Source organism: Variovorax sp. UMC13 (assembly GCF_014170375.1).
Lineage (GTDB): Bacteria > Pseudomonadota > Gammaproteobacteria > Burkholderiales > Burkholderiaceae_C > Variovorax.
This window is the reverse complement of sequence record NZ_LZZW01000012.1, coordinates 315,830-341,649: the sequence shown is the minus strand read 5'-3', so window position 1 is coordinate 341,649 and position 25,820 is coordinate 315,830. Positions and strand designations below refer to the sequence as shown.

General features: G+C 70.0%; 27 protein-coding genes. 16 read left to right on the top strand and 11 right to left on the bottom strand.

Annotation, left to right across the window (positions count from 1 at the left end; translation table 11 throughout):
• Positions 1-24: 24 nt before the first annotated feature.
• From A9977_RS10105 to A9977_RS10080, 6 genes are read right to left on the bottom strand one after another with little or no spacing between them, the layout of a single operon-like run.
• Positions 25-1,302 (bottom strand): TRAP transporter large permease subunit, encoded by a 1,278-nt coding sequence (locus A9977_RS10105; protein WP_183024695.1) that lies wholly within the window; start codon positions 1,300-1,302, stop codon positions 25-27.
• Between the two features lie 25 nt (positions 1,303-1,327).
• Complete coding sequence (locus A9977_RS10100) at positions 1,328-1,831, bottom strand: TRAP transporter small permease (protein ID WP_183024694.1); 504 nt, start codon at positions 1,829-1,831, stop codon at positions 1,328-1,330.
• A 39-nt stretch (positions 1,832-1,870) separates the two neighbouring features.
• Positions 1,871-2,800, bottom strand: a complete 930-nt coding sequence (locus tag A9977_RS10095) for an amidohydrolase (RefSeq protein ID WP_183024693.1) — start codon at positions 2,798-2,800, stop codon at positions 1,871-1,873.
• Positions 2,797-3,789, bottom strand: coding sequence for a TRAP transporter substrate-binding protein (locus A9977_RS10090; RefSeq protein ID WP_183024692.1), 993 nt, complete (start codon positions 3,787-3,789; stop codon positions 2,797-2,799). The genes A9977_RS10095 and A9977_RS10090 overlap by 4 nt, the downstream gene beginning before the upstream one ends.
• 37 nt (positions 3,790-3,826) lie before the next feature.
• On the bottom strand, positions 3,827-4,792 hold the full coding sequence (locus A9977_RS10085) for a tripartite tricarboxylate transporter substrate binding protein (protein ID WP_183024691.1): 966 nt from the start codon (positions 4,790-4,792) through the stop codon (positions 3,827-3,829).
• Between the two features lie 47 nt (positions 4,793-4,839).
• Complete coding sequence (locus tag A9977_RS10080; RefSeq protein ID WP_183024690.1) at positions 4,840-5,976, bottom strand: iron-containing alcohol dehydrogenase; 1,137 nt, start codon at positions 5,974-5,976, stop codon at positions 4,840-4,842.
• Positions 5,977-6,282: 306 nt separating this feature from the next.
• On the opposite strand from A9977_RS10080, the gene A9977_RS10075 reads away from it, so the two are divergent.
• Genes A9977_RS10075 through A9977_RS10060 form a run of 4 tightly spaced genes read left to right on the top strand, consistent with a single transcriptional unit; the run spans position 6,283 to position 10,276 of the window.
• Complete coding sequence (locus tag A9977_RS10075; protein WP_183024689.1) at positions 6,283-7,062, top strand: enoyl-CoA hydratase-related protein; 780 nt, start codon at positions 6,283-6,285, stop codon at positions 7,060-7,062.
• 38 nt (positions 7,063-7,100) lie between these two features.
• Positions 7,101-8,324 (top strand): CaiB/BaiF CoA-transferase family protein, encoded by a 1,224-nt coding sequence (locus tag A9977_RS10070; protein WP_183024688.1) that lies wholly within the window; start codon positions 7,101-7,103, stop codon positions 8,322-8,324.
• A 31-nt stretch (positions 8,325-8,355) separates the two neighbouring features.
• A complete protein-coding gene (locus tag A9977_RS10065; protein ID WP_183024687.1) occupies positions 8,356-9,348 on the top strand; it encodes a tripartite tricarboxylate transporter substrate binding protein in 993 nt (330 codons plus the stop codon).
• A 16-nt stretch (positions 9,349-9,364) separates the two neighbouring features.
• The gene (locus tag A9977_RS10060; protein ID WP_183024686.1) at positions 9,365-10,276 is read left to right on the top strand and encodes an amidohydrolase; all 912 of its coding nucleotides are present in this window, start codon (positions 9,365-9,367) and stop codon (positions 10,274-10,276) included.
• A gap of 13 nt (positions 10,277-10,289) precedes the next feature.
• Here A9977_RS10060 and A9977_RS10055 read toward each other — a convergent pair whose 3' ends face one another.
• Together A9977_RS10055 and A9977_RS10050 are read right to left on the bottom strand one after the other, a co-directional pair.
• Entirely contained in the window at positions 10,290-10,754 is a 465-nt protein-coding gene (locus tag A9977_RS10055; RefSeq protein WP_183024685.1) for an EVE domain-containing protein, read from the bottom strand.
• 19 nt (positions 10,755-10,773) lie between these two features.
• Positions 10,774-11,724 carry a transcriptional regulator GcvA gene (locus A9977_RS10050; RefSeq protein WP_310936109.1) on the bottom strand — a complete coding sequence of 317 codons (951 nt, stop codon included), beginning with the start codon at positions 11,722-11,724 and terminating at the stop codon, positions 10,774-10,776.
• A gap of 232 nt (positions 11,725-11,956) precedes the next feature.
• Here A9977_RS10050 and A9977_RS10045 point away from each other — a divergent pair, with 232 nt between their 5' ends.
• The 11 genes from A9977_RS10045 (at position 11,957) to A9977_RS09995 (ending at position 23,260) form a co-directional block, all read left to right on the top strand.
• Entirely contained in the window at positions 11,957-12,355 is a 399-nt protein-coding gene (locus A9977_RS10045; RefSeq protein WP_183024683.1) for a thioesterase family protein, read from the top strand.
• 176 nt (positions 12,356-12,531) lie between these two features.
• Positions 12,532-13,053, top strand: coding sequence for a PPC domain-containing DNA-binding protein (locus A9977_RS10040; protein ID WP_183024682.1), 522 nt, complete (start codon positions 12,532-12,534; stop codon positions 13,051-13,053).
• Between the two features lie 284 nt (positions 13,054-13,337).
• Positions 13,338-14,003: an aldehyde dehydrogenase iron-sulfur subunit PaoA gene (gene paoA, locus A9977_RS10035; protein ID WP_183024681.1), complete on the top strand. Its 666-nt coding sequence runs from the start codon at positions 13,338-13,340 to the stop codon at positions 14,001-14,003.
• Entirely contained in the window at positions 14,000-14,950 is a 951-nt protein-coding gene (locus tag A9977_RS10030) for a xanthine dehydrogenase family protein subunit M (RefSeq protein WP_183024680.1), read from the top strand. The genes paoA and A9977_RS10030 overlap by 4 nt, the downstream gene beginning before the upstream one ends.
• Positions 14,951-14,953: 3 nt before the next feature.
• Positions 14,954-17,149 carry an aldehyde oxidoreductase molybdenum-binding subunit PaoC gene (paoC, locus tag A9977_RS10025; RefSeq protein ID WP_183024679.1) on the top strand — a complete coding sequence of 732 codons (2,196 nt, stop codon included), beginning with the start codon at positions 14,954-14,956 and terminating at the stop codon, positions 17,147-17,149.
• 171 nt (positions 17,150-17,320) lie between these two features.
• Positions 17,321-18,142: an alpha/beta fold hydrolase gene (locus A9977_RS10020; protein ID WP_183024678.1), complete on the top strand. Its 822-nt coding sequence runs from the start codon at positions 17,321-17,323 to the stop codon at positions 18,140-18,142.
• 35 nt (positions 18,143-18,177) lie between these two features.
• Positions 18,178-18,831, top strand: a complete 654-nt coding sequence (locus A9977_RS10015; RefSeq protein WP_183024677.1) for an isochorismatase family protein — start codon at positions 18,178-18,180, stop codon at positions 18,829-18,831.
• 134 nt (positions 18,832-18,965) lie between these two features.
• Positions 18,966-19,250 (top strand): XapX domain-containing protein, encoded by a 285-nt coding sequence (locus A9977_RS10010; protein ID WP_183024676.1) that lies wholly within the window; start codon positions 18,966-18,968, stop codon positions 19,248-19,250.
• Between the two features lie 116 nt (positions 19,251-19,366).
• Positions 19,367-21,250 carry an amidohydrolase gene (locus tag A9977_RS10005; protein WP_183024723.1) on the top strand — a complete coding sequence of 628 codons (1,884 nt, stop codon included), beginning with the start codon at positions 19,367-19,369 and terminating at the stop codon, positions 21,248-21,250.
• Positions 21,250-21,654, top strand: coding sequence for a DoxX family protein (locus A9977_RS10000; RefSeq protein WP_183024675.1), 405 nt, complete (start codon positions 21,250-21,252; stop codon positions 21,652-21,654). The genes A9977_RS10005 and A9977_RS10000 overlap by 1 nt, the downstream gene beginning before the upstream one ends.
• Positions 21,644-23,260, top strand: a complete 1,617-nt coding sequence (locus tag A9977_RS09995) for an MFS transporter (RefSeq protein ID WP_183024674.1) — start codon at positions 21,644-21,646, stop codon at positions 23,258-23,260. Before A9977_RS10000 ends, A9977_RS09995 begins: the two co-directional genes overlap by 11 nt.
• Here the strand turns inward: A9977_RS09995 and A9977_RS09990 are convergent, their stop codons facing one another.
• Positions 23,261-23,581: a GNAT family N-acetyltransferase gene (locus A9977_RS09990; protein WP_183024673.1), complete on the bottom strand. Its 321-nt coding sequence runs from the start codon at positions 23,579-23,581 to the stop codon at positions 23,261-23,263.
• 26 nt (positions 23,582-23,607) lie between these two features.
• Positions 23,608-24,330, bottom strand: coding sequence for a pirin family protein (locus A9977_RS09985; RefSeq protein ID WP_183024672.1), 723 nt, complete (start codon positions 24,328-24,330; stop codon positions 23,608-23,610).
• Between the two features lie 196 nt (positions 24,331-24,526).
• On the opposite strand from A9977_RS09985, the gene A9977_RS09980 reads away from it, so the two are divergent.
• The gene (locus A9977_RS09980; RefSeq protein ID WP_183024671.1) at positions 24,527-25,429 is read left to right on the top strand and encodes a LysR family transcriptional regulator; all 903 of its coding nucleotides are present in this window, start codon (positions 24,527-24,529) and stop codon (positions 25,427-25,429) included.
• Here A9977_RS09980 and A9977_RS09975 read toward each other — a convergent pair.
• Positions 25,371-25,799, bottom strand: a complete 429-nt coding sequence (locus A9977_RS09975; protein ID WP_183024670.1) for a cyclophilin-like fold protein — start codon at positions 25,797-25,799, stop codon at positions 25,371-25,373. The genes A9977_RS09980 and A9977_RS09975 overlap by 59 nt on opposite strands.
• Positions 25,800-25,820: the final 21 nt, after the last annotated feature.

The window sequence follows — 25,820 nt, the reverse complement described above, 5'->3', positions numbered from 1 at the left end:
GAAGCGGGGGGAAGGAAAGGGAGATCAGCGCAGCCAGCTTGCCGGCACCAGGATCAGCTGCGGGAACAGCACGAACAGGAACATCAACGCGGTCAGCGAGAGCAGGAAGGGCCAGACGCCCGAGATCACGCTGTCGAGGCTCACGCGCGCGGTGCCGGCCACCACGTTGAGCACCGTGCCCACGGGCGGCGTGAGCAGGCCGATGGCGTTGTTCATGATGAACATCACGCCGAAGTACACCGGATCGATGCCGGCCTTGGTGATCACCGGCATCAGGATGGGCGTCATGATCAGCACGGTGGGCATCAGGTCGAGCGCGGTGCCCACGATGATCACCAGCACCATGATCACGAACATCAACAGGATCGGGCTGTCGACGAAGGGTTCGAGCAGCGCCGTCACCTGCGCCGGGATGTTGGCGATGGTGATCAGCCAGGCCGACACCAGCGCGCAGGCCACGAGGAACAGCACCGTGCTCGAGGTCTTGGCCGCGCTCAGCACCAGTTCGGGCACGCGCGAGAACTTGAGCTCGCCGTAGACGAACATGCCCACCACGAAGGCGTAGACCACGGCCACCACCGCGGCCTCGGTCGGCGTGAACACGCCGAACTTCATGCCGCCGATGATCACGATCGGCAGGATCAGCGCCCACACGCCGTCGAGCAGCGATCGGCCCAGCGCGGCGCCGCTGAATTCGCGCACCGCCACGCTCTTCTCCTTCTTGGCGCAGAGCCACCAGGTGGCGGTGAGCGTGAGCGCCATCATGATCCCGGGGAACAGGCCGGCCAAGAACAGCTTGGTGATCGAGACCTGCGCCACCACGCCGAACACCACGATGGCGATCGAGGGCGGGATCACCGGCGCGATGATGCCGCCCGCGGCGATCAGCCCGGCCGCGCGCGGCACGTTGTAGCCGGCGTTGCGCATCATCGGGATCAGCAGCGCCGCGACCGCCGCGGTGTCGGCCACGGCCGAGCCCGAGATGCTGGCCACCACCGTGGCCGCGATGATCGCCACGTAGCCCAGGCCGCCGCGCACATGGCCGACCATCGCGTCAGCCACCCGCACGATGCGCGTCGAGAGGCCGCCGGCGTTCATCAGTTCGCCCGCCAGCATGAAGAAGGGCACCGCCATCAGCGGGTAGTTGTTGACGCCCTCGAGCATGTTCTGCGCGAGGATCTGGGTGTCGAAGCTGCCCAGGTGGACCATCAGCGCAACGCCGCAGAACAGCAGCGCGAACGCGATGGGCATGCCGAAGGCCATGGCCCCGAGCAGCGAGGAGACGAAGACGAAGATGGTCATGCGTGCTTTCGGAATCGAGGGGGCGTCATTCGCCGGCGCTGCCGGTGTCGTTGACCAGTTCGGCGCGCGGCATGCGCCCGCTCAGCAGGCGCCAGAGCGAATGCACCAGCAGCAGCGCCATGCCGGCGCTGCTCACCAGCAGGCAGGCGTAGACCACGCCGATGGGCACGCCGGTGACCGGCGCGCGGTCGTCCATGCCGATGACCACCAGCTTCCAGGCGCCGTGCACCAGCAGCAGGCAGCAGCCCAGCGCGCCCACGTCGGCGACGAAGCGGCAGAAGCGCTGGCCGCGTTCGCCCAGCCGCGCGACGATGGTCGACATGCCCAGGTGCATGTTGTCCTTCATCACCATCAGTGCGCCGATCAGCGTGAGCCACATGAAGACGAAGCGCGAGGCTTCCTCCGAGAAGACGATGCCCGAGTTGAAGGCGTAGCGCAGCACCACGTTGCCGAACACGAGCGCGACCATGACGGCCATCATCGTGATCATCAGCACGTTCGCGGTGCGCTCGAAAAGGCGGGACAGCATGACGGTCTCCTGTTGTTGTCGGTATGGGATGCGTCGGCTTCAGCGGCTGGCGGGCGCGATGCGGTAGACGCGCAGCGCGTTGCCGCACCAGATCGCGTCGCGCGCCGCCGCGTCCAGCGGCGCCAGCGCCTCGGCCACCGTGCGCACCACCTCGGAGAAGGGCGCGCGCAGGCCCGACACCGGCAGGTTGCTCGCGAACATGCAGCGCTGCACGCCGAAGATCTCGACCGTTTCGCGGATCACGCGCACGTTGCTCGCGGCGTCCCAGGGCGCGTCGGGCAGGCCGAATTCGGACAGCTTCACCACCACCTCGGGCAGGGCGGCGAGTGCCGTCATGCCGCGGCGCCAGTGCGCGAGGCCGTCCTCGCTGCGGTCCCAGGGCAGGCCCGCATGCTCGACCGCCACGCGCAGGCCGGGAAAGCGCGCGATGGCCTCGGCCGCTTCCTCCAGGTGCCAGTAGGGCACGCGCACGTCCCACAGCAGGTCGTGGTCGCGCAGCAGGCCCAGGCCCGCGAGCCAGGGTTCGTGCTGCAGCGTGCCGGGCTGGCCGCGCACGCTGTCGACCGGGCTGGGCGCGATGCGCGGCTTGCAGCGCACGCCGCGCACCAGCGGCCATTCGGCCTGCTGGCGCATCTGGGCCTCGGCGTCGGGTGCGAGGAATTCCACGTTGGCGATCACCGCGTCGGGAAAGCCGTGCTGCGCATGGACGGCGTGCAGCCAGCGCGTCTCGGCCAGCGACTCGGCGCGCGAGCGCTCGGCTTCCACGTGCACGGTGGCGACGATGGGCAGGCCCGCGGTCACGGCGCGGTAGTCGGCCACGCCGAAGTCGCGCTGCAGCACGCTGTAGTCGCCGAGGAAGAAGGCATCGGCGTCGTAGCCGTCCTGCAGCCAGGGGAAGTGGCCCTCCGACAGGTGCCAGAGGTGGTGGTGCGCGTCGACGATCGCGGTGGGGAGCGGCGGCGTGCTCACGGCTGCGCGTCCATGGCCTTGAGCACCGCGTCGCCGTTCTTCTCGACGTAGAGCTTGCGCGTCTCGTCGCGCACGATCTGGCGGATGCTGGCGGTATCAGGGTTCTCGTTGATCTGCATGCCCTTGGCGCGCAGCTGGGCGATCGCGTCCTTCTCGCCGTCGGCGTTGAGCTTGCGCTGGAAGTTCGCCGCGGCGGTGGCCTCCTCGAGGATCACCTTCTGGAACTCGGGCTTGAGCGACTCGAAGCGCGCCTTGTTCATGATCACCACCAGCGGCGTGTAGGCATGGCGGGTGAGCGAGAGGTACTTCTGCACCTCGTACATCTTCGACGACAGCATCAGCGTGGGCGGGTTCTCCTGGCCGTCGACCGCGCCCGACTCGAGCGCGCCGAAGACCTCGGCGAAGGGCATGGGCTGCGGGTTCGCGCCCAGCAGCTGGAAGGCCTTGAGGTGCGAGGGGTTCGGCGTGGTGCGGATCTTCAGGCCCTTGATGTCGGCGGCGGTGTTGATCGGCCGCTTGTTGTTGCCCAGGCTGCGGAAGCCGATCTCCCAGAAGGCCAGGCCCTTGATCTGGTGCGCGCCCAGCTCGTCGAGCAGGCCGCGGCCGACCGGGCCGTCGAGCGTGCGGTAGGCCTGCTGCGCATCGCTGAACTGGTAGGGCAGGTCGAGCGCGTTGAGCTTGGGCGCGAGGCCGGTGACGAAGGGGTTGCCGGTGGCGCCGATGTCGATGGTGCCGCTGCGCACGCCGGTCACCAGCGTCACGTCGTTGCCCAGCTGGCTGTTGGCGAAGACCTGGATCTCCACCCCGCCCTGGGTGCGTTCCTTGACGCGCTTGCTGAAGTCGAGCGCGGCCTTGTGCTGCGAGTCGCTCTCGGGCACGGTGTGGCTGAAGCGCAGCTTGACCGGCGTCTGCGCGGTGGCCGTGCCGGCGCCGAGTGCGAAGGCGAGGGCCAGCAGGCCACCCGCGAGGGGCTTGAAGGGGATGTGCATGCTTGTCTCCTGTGGTGGATGGCTGCCGCGATGCGGCTCAGACCGTGACCTTGGCGTCCTTGACCACCTTGGCCCATTTCTCCTTTTCGACCGCGATGAAGTCGACGAACTTCGCGGCCGAGCCGCCGCCGTCCTCGGCGCCGTAGCTGGCCAGCTTCTCGGCCACGTCGGGCATCGAGAGCACCTTGTTGAAGTCCTCGTTCATGCGCTGCACCATGGCCGGCGGCATGCGCGCCGGGCCGGCCAGGCCGTACCAGGTGCTGGCGTCGAAGCCCGGGTAGCCCAGCTCGGCCACGGTCGGCACGTTGGGCTGGGCCTTCGAGCGCTGCGGCCGGGTCTGCGCAATGGCCAGCAGCTTGCCGCTGGCCACGTGCGGCGTGGCCGAGGTCATGGTCTCGAAGCTGTAGTTGATCTGGCCACCGATCAGGTCGGTCAGCATCGGCGCCGAGCCGCGGTAGGGCACGTGCAGCGCGTCGACATTGGCGCGCAGCTTGAACAGCTCGGTCGCCAGATGCTGCGAAGCGCCCGCGCCCGAGGAGCCGAAGGTGATCGCGCCGGGTTTGCTGCGGCACAGCGCGACCACGTCCTTGAGGGTGCGCGCCGGCTGGCTGGTGTTGCAGATCAGCAGGTTGGGCGTGATGCCCACCAGCACGATGGGCGTGAAGTCGCGCTCCACCACATAGGGCAGCGAGGGGTAGAGCGCGGGCGCGATCGCATGGTTGCTGATGTTGGTCATCAGCAGCGTGGTGCCGTCGCCGGGCTGCTTGGCCACGTACTCGGCCGCGATCACGCCGCCCGCGCCGGTCTTGTTCTCGACCGTGACCGGCGTGCCCCACATCACCGACAGCTTCTGGGCCATCACGCGCGCCATCACGTCGGTGCCGCCGCCGGGCGGGAAGCCCACCACGATGCGGATCGGGCCGGGTGGCAGCGGCGATTGCGCGTGCACCAGCGGCACGCTGCAGGCGGCGAGGGTGGTGGCGAGGAAGTGGCGTCTTTGCATGTCTTTGTCTCCGGTTTTTTTCTGTGGGAAGGCCGCTGTCGAAGGGCTCAGAGCGAGTCCATCAACATCGCCTGGTAGTCGGCGGGGCTGGCCTCGCGCGGGTTGGTCTTGTGGCAGTGGTCCTTGAGCGCGCCCTCGATCACGCGCGGGAAGAGCTCGGGCGAGACGTCGAGCGCGGCCAGGCCGGTGGGCAGGCCCAGCCGGCGGTTCATCGCGCTCACCGCGGGCGCCACCTCGTCGGCGCCGCCGAGGCCCATGGCCTGCGCCATGCGCGCGAGCCGCTGCTCCTGCTGCATCGACGGGGCTTCGGCGTTGAAGCGGATCACGGCCGGCAGCAGGATCGCGTTGAGCGTGCCGTGGTGCAGCCGCGGGCTCAGGCCGCCCATCGAATGGCTCAGGCTGTGGACGCAGCCCAGGCCCTTCTGGAAGGCCAGCGCGCCCTGCATCGAGGCGCTCATCATGTGCAGCCGGGCCGCGCGGTCGCCGGGCGTCGAGGTGGCGGTCTCGATGTGCCGCCAGCCGCGGCGCAGGCCGTCGAGTGCGATGCCGTCGGCCGGCGGGTTGAAGGCCGGCGCCATGAAGGTCTCCATGCAGTGCGCGATCGCGTCCATGCCGGTGGCGGCGGTGAGCAGCGGCGGCAGACCCAGCGTGAGTTCAGGGTCGCACAGCGCGACGCGCGGCACCAGGTGGGGCGAGAGCACGCCGACCTTGCGGCCGTCGTCGAGGATCAGCACCGCGCCGCGGCCGACCTCGCTGCCGGTGCCGGCCGTGGTGGGCACGGCGATCACCGGCGCGGTGGCGGCGGTGATGCGCGCCGCGCCGCCTTCGATGGCCGCGAAGGACTTGAGCGGGCCTTCGTGCGTGGCGCACACCGCCACGCCCTTGGCCAGGTCGATCGGCGAACCGCCGCCGACCGCGACGATGCCGTCGCACTGGTTCTCCACGTACATCGCCACCGCGGCGCGCATCGCCCGCTCGGTGGGGTTCGAGGGCGTGCCGTCGAACACCACGAAGGGCAGGCCGCCCAGCTGCGCGGTCACGCGGTCGAGCACGCCCGCGGCGCGCACGCCGGCGTCGGTGACCACCAGCGGCCGGCGGATGCCGATGCGCTCGCATTCCTGCGCGAGCAGCTTGACGGCGCCGAAGTCGATCTGGATCTGGGTGATGTAGTTAATGAGGGCCATGCGGTCTCCGTTCGGGCTGCGTTGTGCGGGTTGTCTCCTGGGCGGGCGCCTCGGCTGGGCGCTCTGCCGTCGTGGGCCGCGAGTCTAGGAAGGGGGCGCCGGCGGGGCAACGTGGAATAACTTGAAGCCCGACCGAGAAAAATTCACAAGCCCGGCGGCGGGGGCCGCGCGAGTTTTTCTTGAAGACCGGCCCAGTTTTTTTCGTTTGTCCGCACGGCCCTGCGTTCCTAGACTTCGGACCGTTCGCACCCCTCATCCCGTGCCGCCGAGAAGGCGCGGCGCACCACACGAAAGAGACGACCCGACATGACCCCGCTCATCCTCATCGAGCGCGACGAGCGCATCGCCACCGTCATCCTCAACAAGCCCGACAAGATGAATGCCATGGACCTGGGCATGTGGCAGGGCCTGACCGATGCCTTCGCCGAGCTGTCGGCCGACGACGAACTGCGCTGCATCGTGCTGCGCGGCGCCGGCGGCAAGGCCTTCTCGGCCGGCGCCGACATCGAGGAGTTCACCCGCCTGCGTTCCAGCGCGGCCCAGGCCGGCGACTACGCCAAGGTCACGCACGCCGCGATGCAGGCCATCGCGCACAGCAAGCACCCGACGCTGGCCGTGATCGAGGGCGCCTGCGTGGGCGGCGGGCTGGAGATCGCCTCGGTCTGCGACATGCGCATCTGCGGCAGCTCGAGCCGCTTCGGCGTGCCGGTCAACAAGCTGGGCCTGGTGATGTCGTACGGCGAGCTGGGCGGCCTGGTCGACTTGGTGGGCAGCGCGACCGCGCTCGAGATCGTGCTCGAGGGCCGGGTGTTCGACGCCAAGGAGGCCTTCGAGAAACGCCTGGTCAACCGCGTGGTCGACGACGCCGAGGTGCTGGCGCAGGGCCAGGCCACCGCGCGCCGCATCGCCAACGGCGCGCCGCTGGTGGCGCGCTGGCACAAGCAGTTCGTGCGCCGCCTGGCGCAGCCGCAGCCGCTGACGGCGGCCGAGGCCGACGAGGCCTACGCCTGCTTCGACACCGAGGACTTCCGCATCGGCTTCCAGGCCTTCCTCGCCAAGACCCGCCCGGTCTTCACGGGCCGCTGAGTGCGTCCGTTCCCCCCGATATTCCCACGGAGCTCCGCGTGACCCTTCCTCTTTCCCGCATCAAGGTCCTGGACGTCAGCCAGATCATGGCCGGCCCATTCTGCTGCATGCTGCTCGGCGACATGGGCGCGGACGTCATCAAGGTCGAGACGCCGGGCATCGGCGACCAGACCCGCAAGTCGATGGGCTTCCGCCTCAAGGGCGAGGACAGCGGCGGCTTCCTGGCGCTCAACCGCAACAAGCGCAGCGTCGAGATCGACCTCAAGAGCCCGGCCGGCCTCGAAGCCTTCTACGCGCTGGTGAAAGAGGCCGACGTGCTGGTCGAGAACAACCGGCCCGGCGTGGTCGCGCGGCTCAAGATCGACTACGCCACCCTGCGCGAGATCAACCCGCGGCTGGTCTACGCCAGCATCTCGGGCTTCGGCCAGACCGGCCCCTGGTCGCGCCGCCCCGGCCTCGACCTGATCGCGCAGGCCATGACCGGCGTGATGAGCGTGATGGGCCATGCGGGCCAGCCCCCCGTCAAGTCGAGCGTGCCGCTGGCCGACCTGGGCGCGGGCCTGTTCGCGGCCTACGGCATCCTGAGCGCGATCATCGGCCGCGGCATCACCGGCGAGGGCCAGTTCATCGACGCCTCGCTGTTCGAGACCGCGCTGAGCCTGTCGGTCTGGGAGTCGGCCGAGTACTGGGGCACGGGCGAGGTGCCGGTGCCCATCGGCAGTGCCAACCGCATGAGCGCGCCCTACCAGGCGGTGCGCGCGTCGGACCGGCCCTTCGTCATCGGCGCCGCCAACCAGAAGCTCTGGAAGGCGCTGTGCGGCGTGATCGGCCGCGACGACCTGGTGCAGGATGCGCGCTTCACCGACAACGTGCTGCGCATCCGCAACCGCGAGGTGCTGATCGCCGAGCTCGAGGCCGAGTTCGCACGTGGCACGGCCGACGAATGGGTGGCGGCGCTGCTCGCCGCCGGCGTGCCCGCGGGCCCGATCTACGACTACGCCGAGGCGCTGGCCAGCGAGCAGGCGGTGGCACGCGACATGGTGCTGACCATCGACCATCCGGTCGAAGGCAAGACCCGCGCGCTGGGCTTCCCGGTCAAACTCAGCGGCACGCCGCAGCAGGTGCGCCATCCCGCGCCGCTGCTGGGGCAGCACACCGAGCAGGTGCTGGGCGAGATCGGCCTGTCGGCCGAGCGCATCGACGCACTGCGCCAGGCCGGCGCCTTCGGCCCGGCCAAGGTCGGTGTCGCGGCGGCCAGCTGAGCGTGAGCAGAGCAAAGAACGGAGACAAGACATGACAACGACAGAATCCTTCGACCCCGCGCGCCGCCACGGCCTGCGCGCGGCCCTGATGCTGGGCGCCACGCTGGCCGTGCCCGCCTGGGCCCAGCCCGGCGCCTACCCCAGCAAGCCGATCGAGCTGGTCGTGCCCTGGCAGGCCGGGGGCGGCGCCGACGTGGTCGGCCGCTCCTTCGGCGCCGCGGTCGCCAAGTTCCTGCCGCAGCCGCTGGTGGTGGTCAACCGCCCCGGCGCCAGCGGCGTGCTGGGCCTGGGTGACGTGGTCAACGCCAGGCCCGACGGCTACAAGATCGTGCTCTCCTCGACCGAGCTCACCTTCCTCAACCACCTGGGCCTGGCCAAGTTCTCGTACAAGGACCTGCGGCCGATCGCGCGCCTGAACGCCGACCCGGCCGCGGTGGTGGTGCGCGCCGATGCGCCCTGGACCACGCTGGAGCAGTTCCTCGATGCCGCGCGCAAGGCTGATGCGAACATCCGCGTGGGCAACGCCGGCCATGGCTCGACCTGGCACATGGCGGCCGCGGCGCTGGGCGAGAAGACCGGCGCGAAGTTCAACCACATCCCCTATCCCGGCGGCGCGCCCGCGGTGCTGGCGCTGCTGGGCGGCCACATCGAGGCGGTGACGGTCAGCACGGCCGAGGTGTCGAGCTATGTGGCGGCCGGCAAGCTCAAGGCGCTGGCGGTGATGGCCGACAAGCGCGTGGCCGACGGCTTCGAGACCATCCCCACGCTCAAGGAGCGGAACATCGACCTGTCGATCGGCATCTGGCGCGGCCTCTCGGCGCCGCGCAACACGCCCGACGAGGTGATGGCCGTGCTCAAGGCCGCCACCGCCAAGGCGGTCAAGGAGCCGGTCTGGATCGACGCGCTGACCAAGCTGCACTTCAGCACCGACACCTACGCCGACGACGCGACGCTCGAGGCCGTGATGACCCGGGAGAGCGCCTTCTTCAAGGAGCTCGCGGGCAAGCTCAAGCTCGCGGGCTGAGCGCGAGAATCCGGCGATGGATTTCGAGTTCGACGAACCCTTCATCGACGCCCACCAGCACTTCTGGGACCTGGGCGCCAACCCCTATCCCTGGCTGCAGGGCGAGACGGTGCCGAACTTCCGCTACGGCGACTATTCGGCGCTGCAGCGCAACTACCTGCCCGAGGACCTGGCGCGCGACACGCGCGGCCATGCGCCCGCGGGCACGGTGCACATCGAGGCCGAGTGGGATCGCGCCGACCCGGTGGCCGAGACGCGCTGGCTCACGCAACTCGCGCAGGCCCACGGCCGGCCCACCGCGCTGGTCGCGCATGTGGCGCTCGACCATGGCGACGCGCCCGCGCTGCTGGCCGCCCAGGCCGCCTTCCCGCTGGTGCGCGGCATCCGGCACAAGCCGGTGACCGCGGCCTCGGCCGATGTCGCGCAGCGCGGCCTCGCGGGTTCGATGGACGACGCGCGCTGGCGCCGCGGCTATGCGCTGCTGCAGCCGCACGGCCTGTCCTTCGACCTGCAGGCGCCCTGGTGGAACCTGGACCAGGCGGCGGACCTGGCACGCGACTTCCCGCAGACGCTGCTGATCCTCAACCACACCGGCCTGCCCGCCGATCGCAGCCCGGCTGGGCTCGCGGGCTGGCGCCGCGCGCTGGAGGCGCTGGCCGCGCAGCCCAACACCGCGATCAAGATCTCAGGCCTGGGCCAGCGCGGCAAGCCCTGGACGCAGGCCGACAACGTGCCGGTGATCCGCGACGCGATCGCAATCTTCGGTGCCGGGCGCAGCCTGTTCGCGAGCAATTTCCCGGTCGACAGCCTGGTGGCCGGCTACGGCACGATCCTCGCGGGCTTCGTGGCCGCCATCGCCGACCGGCCCGCGCACGAGCGGCGCGCGCTGCTGCACGACAACGCGGTGCGGTTCTATCGCTTGGGGTGAAGGGGGCCGGCCCTCAGGCCAGCAGGTCCTCGGTGATCAGCCGCCAGTGCGCATCGTCCACCGGCGTGATCGACAGCCGGTTGCCGCGCTGGAGCACCACCAGCTCGGCCAGCGCCGGCGTGGCGCGCAGCTCGGGCAGGCCGAGCAGGCGGGTCTTGCGCAGTGCCTGCACGTCCAGCAGCAGCCAGCGCGGCGCCTCGGCCTTCGAGGCCGCGTCGAAATAGGGCGAGGCGGGGTCGAACTGCGTCGGGTCGGGGCGGGTGCCCGAGGCCACGCGCGCGATGCCGGCGATGCCCGGTTCGGGGCAGCTCGAGTGGTAGAACAGCACGCCGTCGCCGACCTGCATGCCGTCGCGCATGAAGTTGCGCGCCTGGTAGTTGCGCACGCCGGTCCAGGGCACGGTGGCGTCGGGCGCGGCCAGCGCGTCGTCGATCGCGCATTCGTCGGGTTCGGACTTCATCAGCCAGTAGCGGGTCATGGCGCGTCTCCTCCCTTTGTCAGGACGCGAAGGCCGTCAGGCCGGCGATGGCCGGGGCACCGCCGGACGGCTCGCTGGCCACCTCCTGGCGCACCCAGTCGACGAAGGCCGCGATGCGGCGGTCGTGGACCCGCTCCTCGGGGTAGACGATGAAGTAGGAGAACTCCACCGGCAGGCTGATGTCGAAGGGTCGCACCAGCAGGCCGTCGGCCAGGTCCTTGAGCACCCAGTTCTTCTTGGCCAGCGCCACGCCCAGGCCGTCGACCGCGGCGTTGATCACCAGGTGGCTGGGCCAGAACGAGGGACCGCGCGTGGCATCGACGTCGGTCACGCCCGCGTGCTCGAGCCACATGGCCCAGTGCGGGTTGCTCACGTCGCTGTAGGTGCTGTCGTCGTGCAGCAGGGTGTGGAAGCGCAGGTCGGACGGCGTGCGCAGCGGGTGCTCGCCGCGCATCAGCGCCGGGCTGCAGACCGGGAACACCTCGACCGGCAGGCACAGCTCGGAATGCAGGCCCGGGTACTTGCCGCGGCCGTAGCGCACCGCGAGGTCGAAGTCTTCGCGCGCGAAGTCGACCATGTGCTTGGAGGTCGAGACCTTGAGGTCGATCTCGGGATGCGCCTTCATGAAGCGGTCCATGCGCGGGATCAGCCACTTGACCGCGAAGGTCGGCGGCACGTTGATCTTGAGCGCCGGCATGCCCTGCGTCTGCAGCTGGTGCGTGGCATGCGCGAGCTGCTTGAAGGCCTGCTGCACGCCCGGCAGGTAGGCCTTGCCGGCGGCGGTGAGCGACAGCGACTTGGCGTCGCGCGTGAACAGCGCGATGCCCAGGCTTTCCTCCAGCGTCTTGATCTGGTGGCTCACCGCCGAGGGCGTGACGAACAGTTCCTCCGCGGCGCGCGTGAAGCTCAGATGCCGGGCGGCGACTTCGAAAGCCCTCAGGGGATTGAGCGGCGGGATGGGGCGCGACACAGTGGATTCCTTCGATGAACCGGCCCGGGTCGGCAGACCCGGTGCGCCGAGCTGCACCTTGCAGGTCGGGAGCGCCGAGTGTGCGCCAAAAGCCTTCAATATTTTCTCCGCATTCGCCCTAGAAAAACTCGTTTGCCCAAGCGGGGGCCGCCTTCCTAGACTGGCGCCCCTGCTCGACGCGCACGCGCTGAGAGCCTCACTCCACGCGCTGCGGCGCCTTCGGAACAGCGGCATGACAAACGAACTCGAGGTGGGCGCGGTCGCCCATCGGCAACTGGTGGTGGACGTGCGCCGCACCGTGGACTTCCTGGGCGAGGCACTGCGCCTCTACGCCACGCCCGAGCTGGTGCGCGACGTCGAGCAGACCTGCCTCGACTTCCTGCTCGGCCATGTCGCGCCGGGCGAGAACTCGGTGGGCACGGCCATCGCGCTCACGCACGGCGGCGCCACGCTGCTGGGCCAGGCGGTGCGCATCGAGGCGCGCGTGAACGCGCTCGACGGCCGCAGCGTGGGCTTCGACTTCACGGTGCACGAGGGCGACAAGGAAGTCGCGCGCGGCACCCACAGCCGCTTCGTGGTGAACGTCGAGCGCCTGCGCGCCAAGGTGCAGGCCAGCCTTCCCCAGACCTAGGCATTCGGCCCGCACGCGGGCCTCCAGCGTCGAATGCCAGCGCGCACGGCCCCGGCCGCGCGTGCGGGCGTTCCTCACCCGGCCGGAACCGTTCGAGGGGCGGCGACGGCCCTCGCGCGGCGCAAGCCGCATCCGTGCATCTCCCTCTCATCCCAACCAAGAATCGAGGCATCTCCATGGTCATCAAGACTTTCACTTCCCTGTGCATCGCACTCTTCGCCGCGCTCGCCTTCGGCACGTCGGCGCAGGCGCAGGACCTGACCGGCAAGGTCACGCGCACGCCCACCGGCTACCTGATGGTGCTGCGCAACGGCGACGACGTGCTCGCGCACATCGAAAAGCTGGCCGAGGTCGAGCGGATCCAGAGCGCGAGCATCTTCGGCATCGGCTTCATGCGCGAGGCCACCTTCGGTTTCTACGACTTCTCGAAGAAGGTCTTCAACCCCAAGACCTTCAAGGACGTGGAGATGGCCAACCTCACCGGCAGCATCGCGTGGAAGGAGGGCAAGCCCTCGATCCATGCGCACGGCATCGTGACCGACGGAACCTTCATCGGCGCCGGCGGCCACTTCCTGGGCATGACGGTGGGCACGGGTTCGTGCGAGATCACGGTGATCCTGCATCCGCAGCGGCTCGAGCGCTTCGTCGACCCGGCCATCGGCGCCAACGTGCTGGGCCTGTACCCGGGCGCGAAGTAGGCCGCCGGCACGCCCTGCACCGCGGCGGTGCAAGCGCGGCCCGGCACGGGCTTAGGCCGGAGGCGACAGCTGCCGTAGGAGCCCGCCGACGGCACCCGGCCAGGCATGGCCGTCTCCCTCTGTAGACCGGCTTCGTGCACCGGTACGTCAGGCACGCCGGGTTACGCGATGAAGCGATGCGCCTCTGGTGCGATGCGCCATCGCTCCGTAGAGTGGTTCGTGACATGCGCGGGCGGTAGCCATCCGGTGCCGCCCGCCACACCCCCACGATGAAGGACGAACCCATGCAAAGCTCGAACCATTTGCCGATCACCCGGCGTGGGCTGCTCGCCGCCGGCGCGGCCTCCGCCTCCGCCACGATGGTGGCCCGGACGGCGCAAGCGCAGGCGCAGGACGCCGTGCGCAGCCCGGACACCGCCGCCGGCGGCCCGCCGCTCACGACCGTGACGCTGCAGGTCAACGGCAAGACCCAGCGCATGGCGCTCGACACCCGCACCACGCTGCTCGATGCGCTGCGCGAGCACCTGCACCTCACCGGCACCAAGAAGGGCTGCGACCACGGCCAGTGCGGCGCCTGCACCGTGATCGTCGACGGCCAGCGCATCAACGCCTGCCTCACGCTCGCGGTCATGCACGAGGGCGGTGCGGTCACCACCATCGAAGGCCTGGGCACGCCCGAGCGCCTGCATCCGCTGCAGGCGGCCTTCGTCAAGCACGACGGCTTCCAGTGCGGCTACTGCACGCCGGGCCAGATCTGTTCGGCCGCGGGCGTGCTCGACGAGATCGCGAAGGGCGTTCCCAGCCATGTCAGCGAGGACCTGAACGCGAAGCCCATGTTCTCGGCCGCCGAGCTGCGCGAACGCATGAGCGGCAACATCTGCCGCTGCGGCGCGTACAGCAACATCGTCGAGGCAATCACCGACGTCGCGAACGCGGGAGCCAAGGCATGAAATCCTTCACCTACCAACGCGTGAGCTCGACCGACGACGCCCTGGCCCAGGCCCAGCGCGTGCCCGGCGCGAAGTTCATCGCGGGCGGCACCAACCTGCTCGACCTGATGAAGCTGGAGATCGAGACGCCCGCGCACCTGGTCGACCTCAACGGGCTCGGCCTGAAAACGATCGAGGCGACGCCCGAGGGCGGCCTGCGCATCGGCGCACTGGTGAGCAACACCCAGCTCGCGGCCGACCTGCGCGTGCGGCGCGACTACGGCGTGCTCTCGCGCGCGCTGCTGGCCGGTGCTTCGGGCCAGCTGCGCAACAAGGCCAGCACCGCGGGCAACCTGCTGCAGCGCACGCGCTGCCCCTACTTCTACGACACGAACCAGGCCTGCAACAAGCGCCAGCCGGGCAGCGGTTGCGCGGCCATCGGCGGCGCGAGCAAGCAGCTGGCGGTGGTGGGCACCAGCGACGCCTGCATCGCCACGCACCCGAGCGACATGGCGGTCGCGATGCGCGTGCTCGATGCCTCGGTCGAGACCCTGCGCCCCGACGGCGCGCGCCGCGTGATCCCGATCGCCGAGCTGCACCGCCTGCCCGGCGCCACGCCGCAGGTCGAGACCGCGCTGGCATCCGGCGAGCTGATCACCGCCGTCACGCTGCCCGGCCCGGTGGGTGGCACGCACGTCTATCACAAGGTGCGCGACCGCGCGTCCTATGCCTTTGCGGTCGTGTCGGTCGCGGCCATCGTGCAGCGCGACGGCAGCGGGCGTGTTGCGCTGGGCGGCGTGGCGCCGCGGCCCTGGCGCATGGAGGGCGCCGACGCGCTGATGCCGCGCGGCGCCAAGGCCGTGGCCGATGCGTTGTTCACCGACGCGCGGCCCACCGCGCACAACGCCTTCAAGCTGCCGCTGGCCGAGCGCACGCTCGCCGCCACCTTTGCCCAAGCCAGGACCTGAGCCATGAAGTTCGACACCCCCGCCACCACCAACCCGATCGACCAGCTCAAGGTCGTCGGCCAGGCCGTCGACCGCGTGGACGGCCGCCTCAAGACCACCGGCACCGCGCGCTATGCCTACGAGCAGCACGACGTGGTCGCGAACCAGGCCTATGGCGTCGTGCTCGGCGCCGGCATCGCCAAGGGTCGCATCGTGTCGATGGACACGGCGCGGGCCCAGGCCGCCCCCGGCGTGATCGCCATCGTCACCGCGCAGAACGCGGGCAAGCTGGGCAAGGGCGAGCGCAACACCGCCAGGCTGCTCGGCGGGCCGACCGTCGACCACTACCACCAGGCGATCGCGCTGGTGGTGGCCGAGAGCTTCGAGCAGGCGCGTGCCGCCGCGGCGCTGCTGCGCGTCAACTACGCGCCGGCCGACGGCCGCTTCGACCTGGCGCAGGCCAAGGCGTCGCAAGCCAAGCTGGTCCAGAAGGACAAGAAGGTCGGCGACTTCGGCACCCACTTCGAGCGGGCCGAGGTGCAGCTCGACACCACCTACACCACGCCCGACCATTCGCACGCGATGATGGAGCCGATGGCCAGCATCGCCGCCTGGCGCGGCGACCAGCTCACGGTCTGGACCTCGAACCAGATGATCGACTGGGCCGCCACCGACCTGGCCAAGACCCTGGGCATCCCCAAGGCCAAGGTGCGCGTGGTTTCGCCCTTCATCGGCGGCGGCTTCGGCGGCAAGCTGTTCCTGCGGTCCGACGTGCTGCTCGCAGCCCTGGGCGCGCGCCTCGCGAAGCGGCCGGTCAAGGTCGCGCTGCAGCGCCCGTTGATCGCCAACAACGCCACCCACCGGCCGGCCACCATCCAGCGCATCCGGCTGGGCGCCACCAAGGACGGCAGGCTCACGGCCATCGGCCACGAGAGCTGGTCCGGCGACCAGCCCGGCGGCCAACCCGAAGAGGCCACGCAGCAGAGCGCGCTGCTCTATGCCGCGCCGCATCGGCTGACCGGCACGCGGCTCGCGGTGCTGGACCTGCCCGAAGGCAACGCGATGCGCGCGCCCGGCGAGGCGCCGGGGCTGATGGCGCTGGAGGTCGCGATGGACGAGATGGCCGAGCGTCTGCGCATGGACCCGATCGCCTTCCGCGCGCTCAACGACACGCAGGTCGATCCCGCCAAACCCGAGCGCCGCTTCTCGCAGCGCCGGCTGGTCGACTGCATGCGCATCGGTGCCGAACGCTTCGGCTGGGAGCGGCGCAACCCGGTGCCGGGCCGCGTGCGCGACGGCCAGTGGTGGGTCGGCATGGGCATGGCCGCGGCCTTCCGCAACAACCTGGTGATGAAGTCGGCCGCGCGGGTGCGGCTCGATGCGCAGGGCGTGGTCACGGTCGAGACCGACATGACCGACATCGGCACCGGCAGCTACACCATCATCGCGCAGACCGCGGCCGAGATGCTGGGCGTTCCGATCGAGCGGGTGGTGGTGCGGCTGGGCGATTCGAGCTTCCCGGTCTCGGCCGGCTCGGGCGGGCAGTGGGGCGCCAACAGTTCGACCGCGGGCGTCTATGCGGCCTGCGTGAAGCTGCGCCAGATGATGGCGCAGCGCGCCGGCCTCGACATCGCCAGCGCCACCTTCGCCGACGGCCGCGTGACGACCGGCGGGCGCAGCGTGCCGCTGGCCGAACTCGCGGCTGGCCAGGCGCTGGTGGCCGAGGACACCATGAGCTACGGCGACCTGGACAAGAAGTTCCAGCAGTCCACCTTCGGCGCGCACTTCGTCGAGGTGGGCGTGCATGCCTTCACCGCCGAGGTGCGGGTGCGCCGCATGCTCGCGGTCTGCGCCTCGGGCCGCATCCTCAACCCCAAGACCGCGCGCAGCCAGGTGATCGGCGGCATGACCATGGGCGTGGGCGCGGCGCTGATGGAGGAACTGGCGGTCGACCCGCGGCTGGGCTTCTTCGTCAACCACGACCTGGCGGGCTACGAGGTGCCGGTGCATGCCGACATCCCGCACCAGGAGGTGGTCTTCCTCGACGAGACCGACCCGACCTCCTCGCCCATGAAGGCCAAGGGCGTGGGCGAGCTGGGGATCTGCGGGGTCGGGGCCGCGGTGTCGAACGCGATGTACAACGCGACCGGCACGCGGGTGCGCGACTACCCGCTCACGCTGGACAAGCGCATCGGCGCGCTGCCGCCTCTGGAGGCCTGAGCCGGCCCCTGTTGTTGCAGTTGCATCGCGCAAAAAGACAAGGCAGCGCCTTTTCGTTCAAGCCGCCGGCGCCGCGCGCCGGTAGCCTGCGGACTCCTTTCGAGCGTCTGACGGGAGAGAGCGCGTCCTGCGCTTGGCTCCGCCGTCAGCGCTCCTCAGCCGGAGTCCGACATGAGCACTTTCACCACGCGCGATGGATGCGAGATCTACTACAAGGACTGGGGCCAGGGCCGGCCGGTCGTCTTCTGCCACGGTTGGCCGCTCGATGCCGACATGTGGGAGTACCAGATGCACTTCCTGGCCGAGCACGGCTTGCGCGCCATCGCCTACGACCGCCGCGGCTTCGGCCGCTCGGGCCAGCCCTGGACCGGCTATGACTACGACACCTTCGCGGATGACCTGTCGGAACTGATCGAGACCCTCGACCTGAAGGACGTGGTGCTGGTCGGCTTCTCGATGGGCGGCGGCGACGTGGCGCGCTACATCGGCCGCCACGGCACGGCGCGCATCGCCAAGGCGGCGCTGTTGAGCGCGGTCACGCCCTTGTTCATCCAGACCCCCGCGCATCCTCAGGGCGTGGACAAGGCCGTGTTCGACGGCATCAAGGCCGGCCTCTTGGCCGACCGCCCGCAGTTCCTAGACGACTTCAGCACGCTCTTCTACGGCACCAACCGCGAAGGCGCCAAGGTGTCGAAGGGCATCCTGGCCCAGACGCTGCAGATCGCGCTGCTGGCCTCGATCAAGGCCACGGTCGATTGCGTCACCGCTTTCTCCGAAACCGACTTCTTTGCCGACCTGAAGAAGTTCGACCTGCCCACCTTGGTGGTGCACGGTGACGACGACCAGGTGGTGCCCTTCGAGGCCACGGGCCGGCTCGCCGCCCAGGCCATCGCCGGCGCCGAACTCAAGGTCTACCCGGGCGCGCCGCACGCGCTGCCCTTCACGCACAAGGAACGGCTCAACGCCGACCTGCTGGCCTTCATCGAAGCCTGAGCCGCATCCCTTTTCTTTTTTTTGCAGGACACACCATGCCCCTCACTGCCACCCCGACGCCCGGCGCCAAGCTGCTCACCCCGCAAGACCACACGCTGGTCATGATCGACTTCCAGTCGCAGATGGCCTTCGCCACCCACTCGATCGAGGCGGTCACGCTGCGCAACAACGCCGCGCTGGTGGCGAATGCCGCGGCCGGCTTCGGCGTGTCGACCATCCTCACGACCGTGGCCGAGAAGAGCTTCTCGGGCCCGATGTTCGACGAGATCACGGCCGCCTTCCCGGGCCAGGCCATGCTCGACCGCAGCTCGATGAACACCTGGGAAGATGCCGCCGTGATCCGCCGGATCAACGAGATCGGCAAGCCGCGCATCGTGCTCTCGGGCCTGTGGACCGGCGTGTGCATCGTCGGCCCGGCGCTGTCGGCGCTGGACCAGGGCTTCGAGGTCTACGTGATCGCCGATGCCTGCGGCGACGTCTCCACCGAGGCCCACGAGCGCGCGATGGACCGCATGGTGCAGGCCGGCGCGCAGCCCATGACCGCGCTGCAGTACCTGCTCGAGCTGCAGCGCGACTGGGCCCGCACCGACAGCTACGAGATGACCACGGGCATCGCGCGCCGCTTCGGCGGTGCCTACGGCCTGGGCATTGCCTACGCGAAGACCATGTTCAACGCACACGAAGGCTGAAAACGCATGAATGAACCTGCTGCGCACCCCGATCCCGCACCTGCGGTCCTCACCGCACGCAAGTGCGGCTCCGGTCCTCGATGCAGGCTCGGGGCGCTCGCGACGGTTCCTTCACGCGTTTTGGCCGCGAACCCATGAAACCCTACATCGTCTCGCTCGCCCTCGGTGTCCTGGTCGGCGTGATCTACGCGCTGTTCAGCGTGCGCTCGCCGGCGCCGCCGATCATCGCGCTGGTCGGACTGCTGGGCATCCTCGCGGGCGAGCAGCTGCCGTCGCTGGCCAAGCGGCTGTTCGACCGCGGCCCCGCGGCCAGTTCGTGGCTGCAGCACCAGGTCAGGCCGCACATGTTCGGCGAGCTGCCGCAATGCGCGAAGCCCACGGCCCGCGCCGAAACCCCTCCGGTCGAACCCAAGGCATGAGCACCGCACCTGGTCCCCACGGCCGCCGCCACTTCGTCGGTGCGCTGGGCGCGCTCGGCGCCGCCTGGGCCGCGCCCGGCCTGGCGCAAACTCCCGCTTCTTCAAGGACGCACCCCATGGTCGATGCCCCCGAACTCATCCTGCACCACGGCCGCTTCACCACGCTGGACCGCGCCAACCCGACGGCCACCGCGGTCGCGATCCGCGCCGGCCGCTTCACGCACGTGGGCAGCGACGCCGACATCCTGCCGCTGGCGCGCGACGGCACGCGCTTGATCGACCTGCAGGGCCGCGCGGTGCTGCCGGGCCTGATCGACAACCACCTGCACATCATCCGCGGTGGGCTCAACCACAATCTCGAGCTGCGCTGGGACGGCGTGCGCAGCCTGGCCGACGCGATGAGCATGCTGAAGCGCCAGGTCGCGCTCACGCCCGCGCCGCAGTGGGTGCGCGTGGTGGGCGGCTTCACCGAGCACCAGTTCACGGAGAAGCGCCTGCCGACCATCGCCGAGCTCAACGCGGTGGCGCCCGACACCCCGGTGTTCCTGCTGCACCTGTACGACCGCGCGCTGCTCAACGGCGCCGCGCTGCGCGCCGTGGGCTACACGAAAGACACGCCCGCGCCGCCCGGCGGCGAGATCGTGCGCGACGCGGCCGGCAACCCGACCGGGCTGCTGCTGGCCAAGCCCAACGCGAGCATCCTCTACGCCACCCTGGCCAAGGGGCCCAAGCTGCCCTTCGAATACCAGCTCAATTCCACGCGCCACTTCATGCGCGAGCTCAACCGGCTGGGCGTGACCGGCGCCATCGACGCGGGCGGCGGCTTCCAGAACTTCCCCGAGGACTACCAGGTGATCCAGCAGCTGGCCGATGCGGGCCAGCTCACCATCCGCCTGGCCTACAACCTGTTCACGCAGAAGCCCCAGCAGGAGAAGCAGGACTTCCTCGACTGGACCGCGAGCTCGAAGTACAAGCAGGGCGACGACTACTTCCGGCACAACGGCGCGGGCGAGATGCTGGTCTTCTCGGCCGCCGACTTCGAGGACTTCCGCCAGCCGCGCCCCGACATGGCGCCCGAGATGGAAGGCGAGCTGGAAGAGGTGGTGCGCGTGCTGGTGCAGAACAAGTGGCCCTGGCGCCTGCATGCGACCTACGACGAGACCATCGAGCGCGCGCTCGACGTGTTCGAGAAGGTGGACCGCGACACGCCGCTGGCCGGCCTGAACTGGTTCTTCGACCACTGCGAGACCATCTCCGAGAAATCGATCGACCGCATCGCCGCGCTGGGCGGCGGCATCGCGGTGCAGCACCGCATGGCCTACCAGGGCGAGTACTTCGTCGAGCGCTACGGCGCGGGCGCGGCCGCGGCCACGCCGCCGGTCAAGCGCATGCTGGAGAAGGGCGTGAAGGTCTCGGCCGGCACCGACGCCACGCGCGTGGCCTCGTACAACCCCTGGGTCTCGCTGTCGTGGCTGGTCACAGGCCGGACGGTCGGCGGCCTGCAGCTCTATCCACAGCGCAACTGCATCGACCGCGAAGCGGCCCTGCGCATGTGGACCGAGAACGTGACCTGGTTCTCCAACGAGGTCGGCAAGAAAGGGCGCATCGAGCCCGGCATGCTGGCCGACCTGGTGGTGCCCGACCGCGACTTCTTCGCCTGCCCCGAATCCGAGATCGCCGACACCACGGCCTTGCTGACGATGGTGGGTGGCCGCGTGGTCTACGGCGCGGGCCCGTTCCAGCCGCACGACGACGGCGCGCCGCCGCCCGCCATGCCCGACTGGTCGCCGGTGCGCAGCTTCGGCGGCTACGGCGGCTGGGGCGAGAAGGAAGGCCGACCGATGCAGGCCACGCTGCGCCGCATGGCGGCCGACTGCGCCTGCGCCAACGACTGCAACGTGCACGGGCACCAGCATGCGACCGCATGGAGCAGCCAATTGCCGATCGCGGACTTGAAAAGTTTCTGGGGCGCCTTGGGCTGCGCCTGCTGGGCAATCTGATGCGCCGCCTCTTCACCACGCGCGCGGTGCACTGGCTCGCACTGCTCTTCCTCTGCGCCGCCTACCTGCAGGGCGGCTTCAACAAGGCCACCGACTTCCCTTCGGCCCTCGCCGAGATGAATCACTTCGGCCTGTCGCCCGCCGGGCCGATGGCGGTGGCGGTCATCGTGTTCGAGCTGGGTGCGGCCCTGATGATCCTCGCGGGCTTCCATCGATGGCTCGGCGCGCTGGGCCTGGCGAGCTTCACGCTGATGGCGACCTTCGTGGCCAACCGCTTCTGGGAGATCGCCGTGGCGACGCCCGAGCGCTTCATGGCGGCCAACGCCTTCTTCGAGCACTGGGGCCTGGTGGGCGCCTTCCTGCTGGTGGCCTGGCACGACCTGAAGGCGCGCGATGAACACTGAAGCCACCAAGGCGCAGGGCAGCTTCGCGCCGCTGCGCCAGCCCGTGTTCGCGGTGCTCTGGGCCGCGACGGTACTGGGCAACGTGGGCAGCTTCATGCGCGACGTCGCCAGTTCGTGGATGGTCACCGAGCTCTCGGCCAGCCCGGCGGCCGTGGCGCTGATCCAGACCGCGGCCACGCTGCCGATCTTCCTGTTGGCCATCCCGGCAGGCGTGCTGTCGGACATCCTTGACCGGCGGCGCTTCCTGATCTTCATCCAGGTCATGCTGGCCTGCGTCAGCGCCACGCTGCTGCTGCTGTCGCGCAGCAACGCGCTCACGGTCGAGTACCTGGTCGCGCTGACCTTCGTGGGCGGCATCGGCGCCGCATTGATGGGGCCGACCTGGCAATCGATCGTGCCCGAGCTGGTGCCGCGCGCCGACCTGAAGAACGCGGTGGCGCTCAACTCGCTGGGCATCAACATCGCGCGCGCCATCGGCCCGGCCGTGGGCGGCCTGCTGCTCGCGAGCTTCGGCGCGGCCACGGCCTATGGGGCCGACGTGCTGAGCTATGTGTTCGTGATCGCGGCCCTGCTGTGGTGGAAGCGGCCGGCCGCCGTCGACACGGGCCTGTCGGAGCAGTTCTTCGGCGCCTTCCGCGCCGGCCTGCGCTATGCGCGCGCCAGCCGGGAGCTGCACGTGGTGCTGCTGCGCGCGGCGGTGTTCTTCCTGTTCGCCAGCGCAGTCTGGGCGCTGCTGCCGCTGGTGGCGCGCAAGATGCTCGGCGGCACGGCCGGCTTCTACGGCGTGATGCTGGGGGCGGTGGGCGCGGGCGCGATCCTGGGCGCGGTGCTGCTGCCGCGCCTGCGCGAGAAGCTCGATGCCGACGGGCTTGTGCTCGCGGCCTCGCTGATCTCGGCCGTGGTGATGGTGGCGCTGGCCCTGGCGCCGCCGCAGTGGGTGGCGGTGCTGCTGATGCTGCTGCTGGGTGTGGGCTGGATCATCGCGCTCACCACGCTCAACGGCGTGGCGCAGGCGGTGCTGCCCAACTGGGTGCACGGGCGCGGGCTGGCGATCTACCTCACGGTCTTCAACGGCGCGATGGCCGGCGGCAGCCTGGGCTGGGGCCTGGTCGCGCAGCAGGTCGGCGTGCCGGTCACGCTGGTGGTCGGCGCCGCGGGCCTGGCGCTCGTGGCCTTGGTGTTCCACCGCGTCAAGCTGCCCACCGGCGAGGCCGACCTGCAGGCCTCGAACCACTGGCCCGAGCCGCTGCTGACCGCGCCCGTGGCGCACGACCGCGGCCCGGTCATGGTGCAGGTCGAGTACCGCATCCGCAAGCAAGACCAGCCGGCCTTCGTGCAGGCGATGGAGCGGGTGTCGCTCGAGCGCCGGCGCGACGGTGCCTACGCCTGGGGCCTGACCGAGCACACCAGCGAGCCCGAGCGGCTCATGGAGTGGTTCCTGGTCGAGTCCTGGGCCGAGCACCTGCGCCAGCACCACCGCGTCTCGCATGCCGATGCCGACCTGCAGAACGAGGCGATCCGCTTCCACATCGGGCCGGGCCAGCCGGTGGTGCACCACTTCCTGGCGCTGGACATGAAGCATGCGCGGGCCGCCGCGCCGGGCTGATCAGAGCCCGAGCAGCGCACGCCCCTCGGGCGCGAGCAGGTCGTGGGTCTCGGCGTGCTTGCGCATGTAGGCCGCGAACACCGGGCAGCGCGGGATCACCGCCAGCCCGCGTTCGCGCGCCGAAGCCAGCCCGGCCAGCACCAGTTGCCGGGCCAGCCCGCGGCCCTGCAGTTCGTCGGGCACCAGCGTGTGGACGAAGGTGATGACACCGGGCGCGCGTTCGTAGATGGCCACTGCGCGGTGGCCGTCGAGCGCGATCTCGAAGCGGCTCTTCTCGGGGCGGTCCTTGACGATCGCGGGTTGGGCTTGCGGGTCTTGCATGCTGCGTTTCCTGGTTTGATCCATGCTCACATCGACGGCAGCTCGTGCGGCCGCAGATCGAACACCAGCACCTCGGCCTGCTCGCCCTTGGCGAAGCGCAACTGCTTTTCGCCGCGGATGCGCGCGCCGTCGCCTTCGCCGAGCCGCTCGCCATTCACTTCCACGCTGCCGCGTGCCACATGCACGTAAGCGTAGCGGTCGGCGGGCAGTTCCAGCGTGGCGCTTTCACCGGCGCCGTCGAACAGGCCGGCGTACATGCGCATGTCCTGGTGCACGCCCAGCGAGCCGCCGTCGCCCTCGGGCGAGGCGATCAGCCGCAGCCGGCCGCGCTTCTCGGCCTCGCTGAAATGCACCTGCTGGTAGCGCGGCGCCGCGCCCTTCAGCGAGGGCACGATCCAGATCTGCAGGAAGTGCACGCCGTCGGTCTTCGAGTGGTTGAACTCGCTGTGGCGCACGCCGGTGCCGGCGCTCATCATTTGCACGTCGCCCGGGCGGATGACCGAGCCCGTGCCCATCGAGTCCTGGTGCGCCAGCGCGCCCTCGAGCACATAGGAAAAGATCTCCATGTCGCGGTGCGGATGGGTGCCGAAGCCCTGGGCCGGATCGACGCGGTCGTCGTTGATCACCAGCAGGTCGGAGAAGCCCTGCTGCCGGGCGTCGTGGTAGTGGCCGAAGGAGAAGGTATGGCGCGAGCGGAGCCAGCCGTGGTTGGCGACGCCGCGGTGATCGGCCTTGCGAAGTTCGAGCATGATGCGGTCCTTTTTCGTTGAGACTGTCGATAAAATTCACGAGAACTTCCGCGGTGGTTTGTTCATCCTTTCCGGGCGACTCACAGAGGAAGATCTCTTGGTGTGGAAGAAGTATCGAACGCCAGGACCCTGCCGATGCTGAAGGTTTTATGCGAGAACAATCGAATATTTCGATGATCAGAAAAGAGGCAGGCCCATGCTGAAGATCAGCCTCGAGGCGATCGAGCTGGTCGACGCGATCGCGCGCCACGGTTCCTTCGCCGCCGCGTCGGAGCGGCTGCACAAGGTGCCCTCGACCATCTCCTATGCGATCGGCAAGCTGGAGGAGCAGCTGGGCCTGGCGCTGTTCACGCGCCAGGGGCCGCGCGTCACGCTCACGCCGGCCGGGCAGGAGATGCTCAAGGAAGGGCGCTGGCTGCTCGCGGCCGCGGGCGAGCTCGAATCGCGCATGCGCCAGATCGCCACCGGCTTCGAGTCGGAGCTGCGGCTGGTGCACGACTCGTTGATCCCCACCAGCGCCTTCAACCCCGACATCTGCGCCTTCGAGGACCTGAACTGCGGCACCCGGCTGCGCATCGCCTGCGAGACCATGACCGGCACCTGGGAGGCGCTGCGCGACGGCCGCGCCGACATCATCGTGGCGGCCGGCGACGGGCCCGCGGGCGGCGGCTACAAGGCGGTGGCCGTGGGCAGCCTGGCCTTCGTGTTCTGCGTGGCGCCCACGCACCCGCTGGCCATGCTGCGGCGCCCGCTCACGCGCTCCGACCTGCTGCAGCACACGGCGGTGGTGGTGGGCGACGGCGCGCGCACCCTGTCCGATCGCACCATCGGCCTGCTGGCCGGGCAGCGGCGCATCACGGTGCCGTCGATGGCGGCCAAGATCACCTGCCAGATCGACGGGCTGGGCCACGGCTTCCTGCCGCGCGACTGCGTGAGGGACGCGCTGGCGCGCGGCACGCTGGTCGAGCTGGCCTGCGAGGAATCGCGGCCCGACGAGACCTTCTGGCTGGCCTGGAAGCCCACCGCCATGGGCGAGGCGCTCAAGTGGTGGCGCGCGCGCCTTCAGCGCCAGCTGGTGCCGGACATCCTGCCGTCGTGAGGCCGGCATGCGCGGGCGCGGCCAGCGTGATGGTCACGTCGATCGGCCCGGGCACGGCGAACAGTTCGGCGCCGGCGTCGAGCCGGCCCAGCAGCTCGAAGCCGCCGCGCAGGGGCTGGCCGTCCTGGCGGTGCAGGATCGCCAGGTCCGGCCCGGCCGTCCAGCACACGATGTCGCCGACCGCATAGGCCTGCTCGCGCGTGCCGCGGCCCGAGACGGGGCCGGGCAGCGGGCCGAATTTCTCGCGCCGGAACAGGTCGTGCAGCGTGAGGGTCAGCGGCAGCATGGCCACGAAATCCTCGGCCGTCCTGTGGTCCGCCAGCGTGGCGGAAATCACCGTGCCATGGTTCAGTGTCAGATGGATTTTCATGGGTACCCCTAGGGTGTTGGC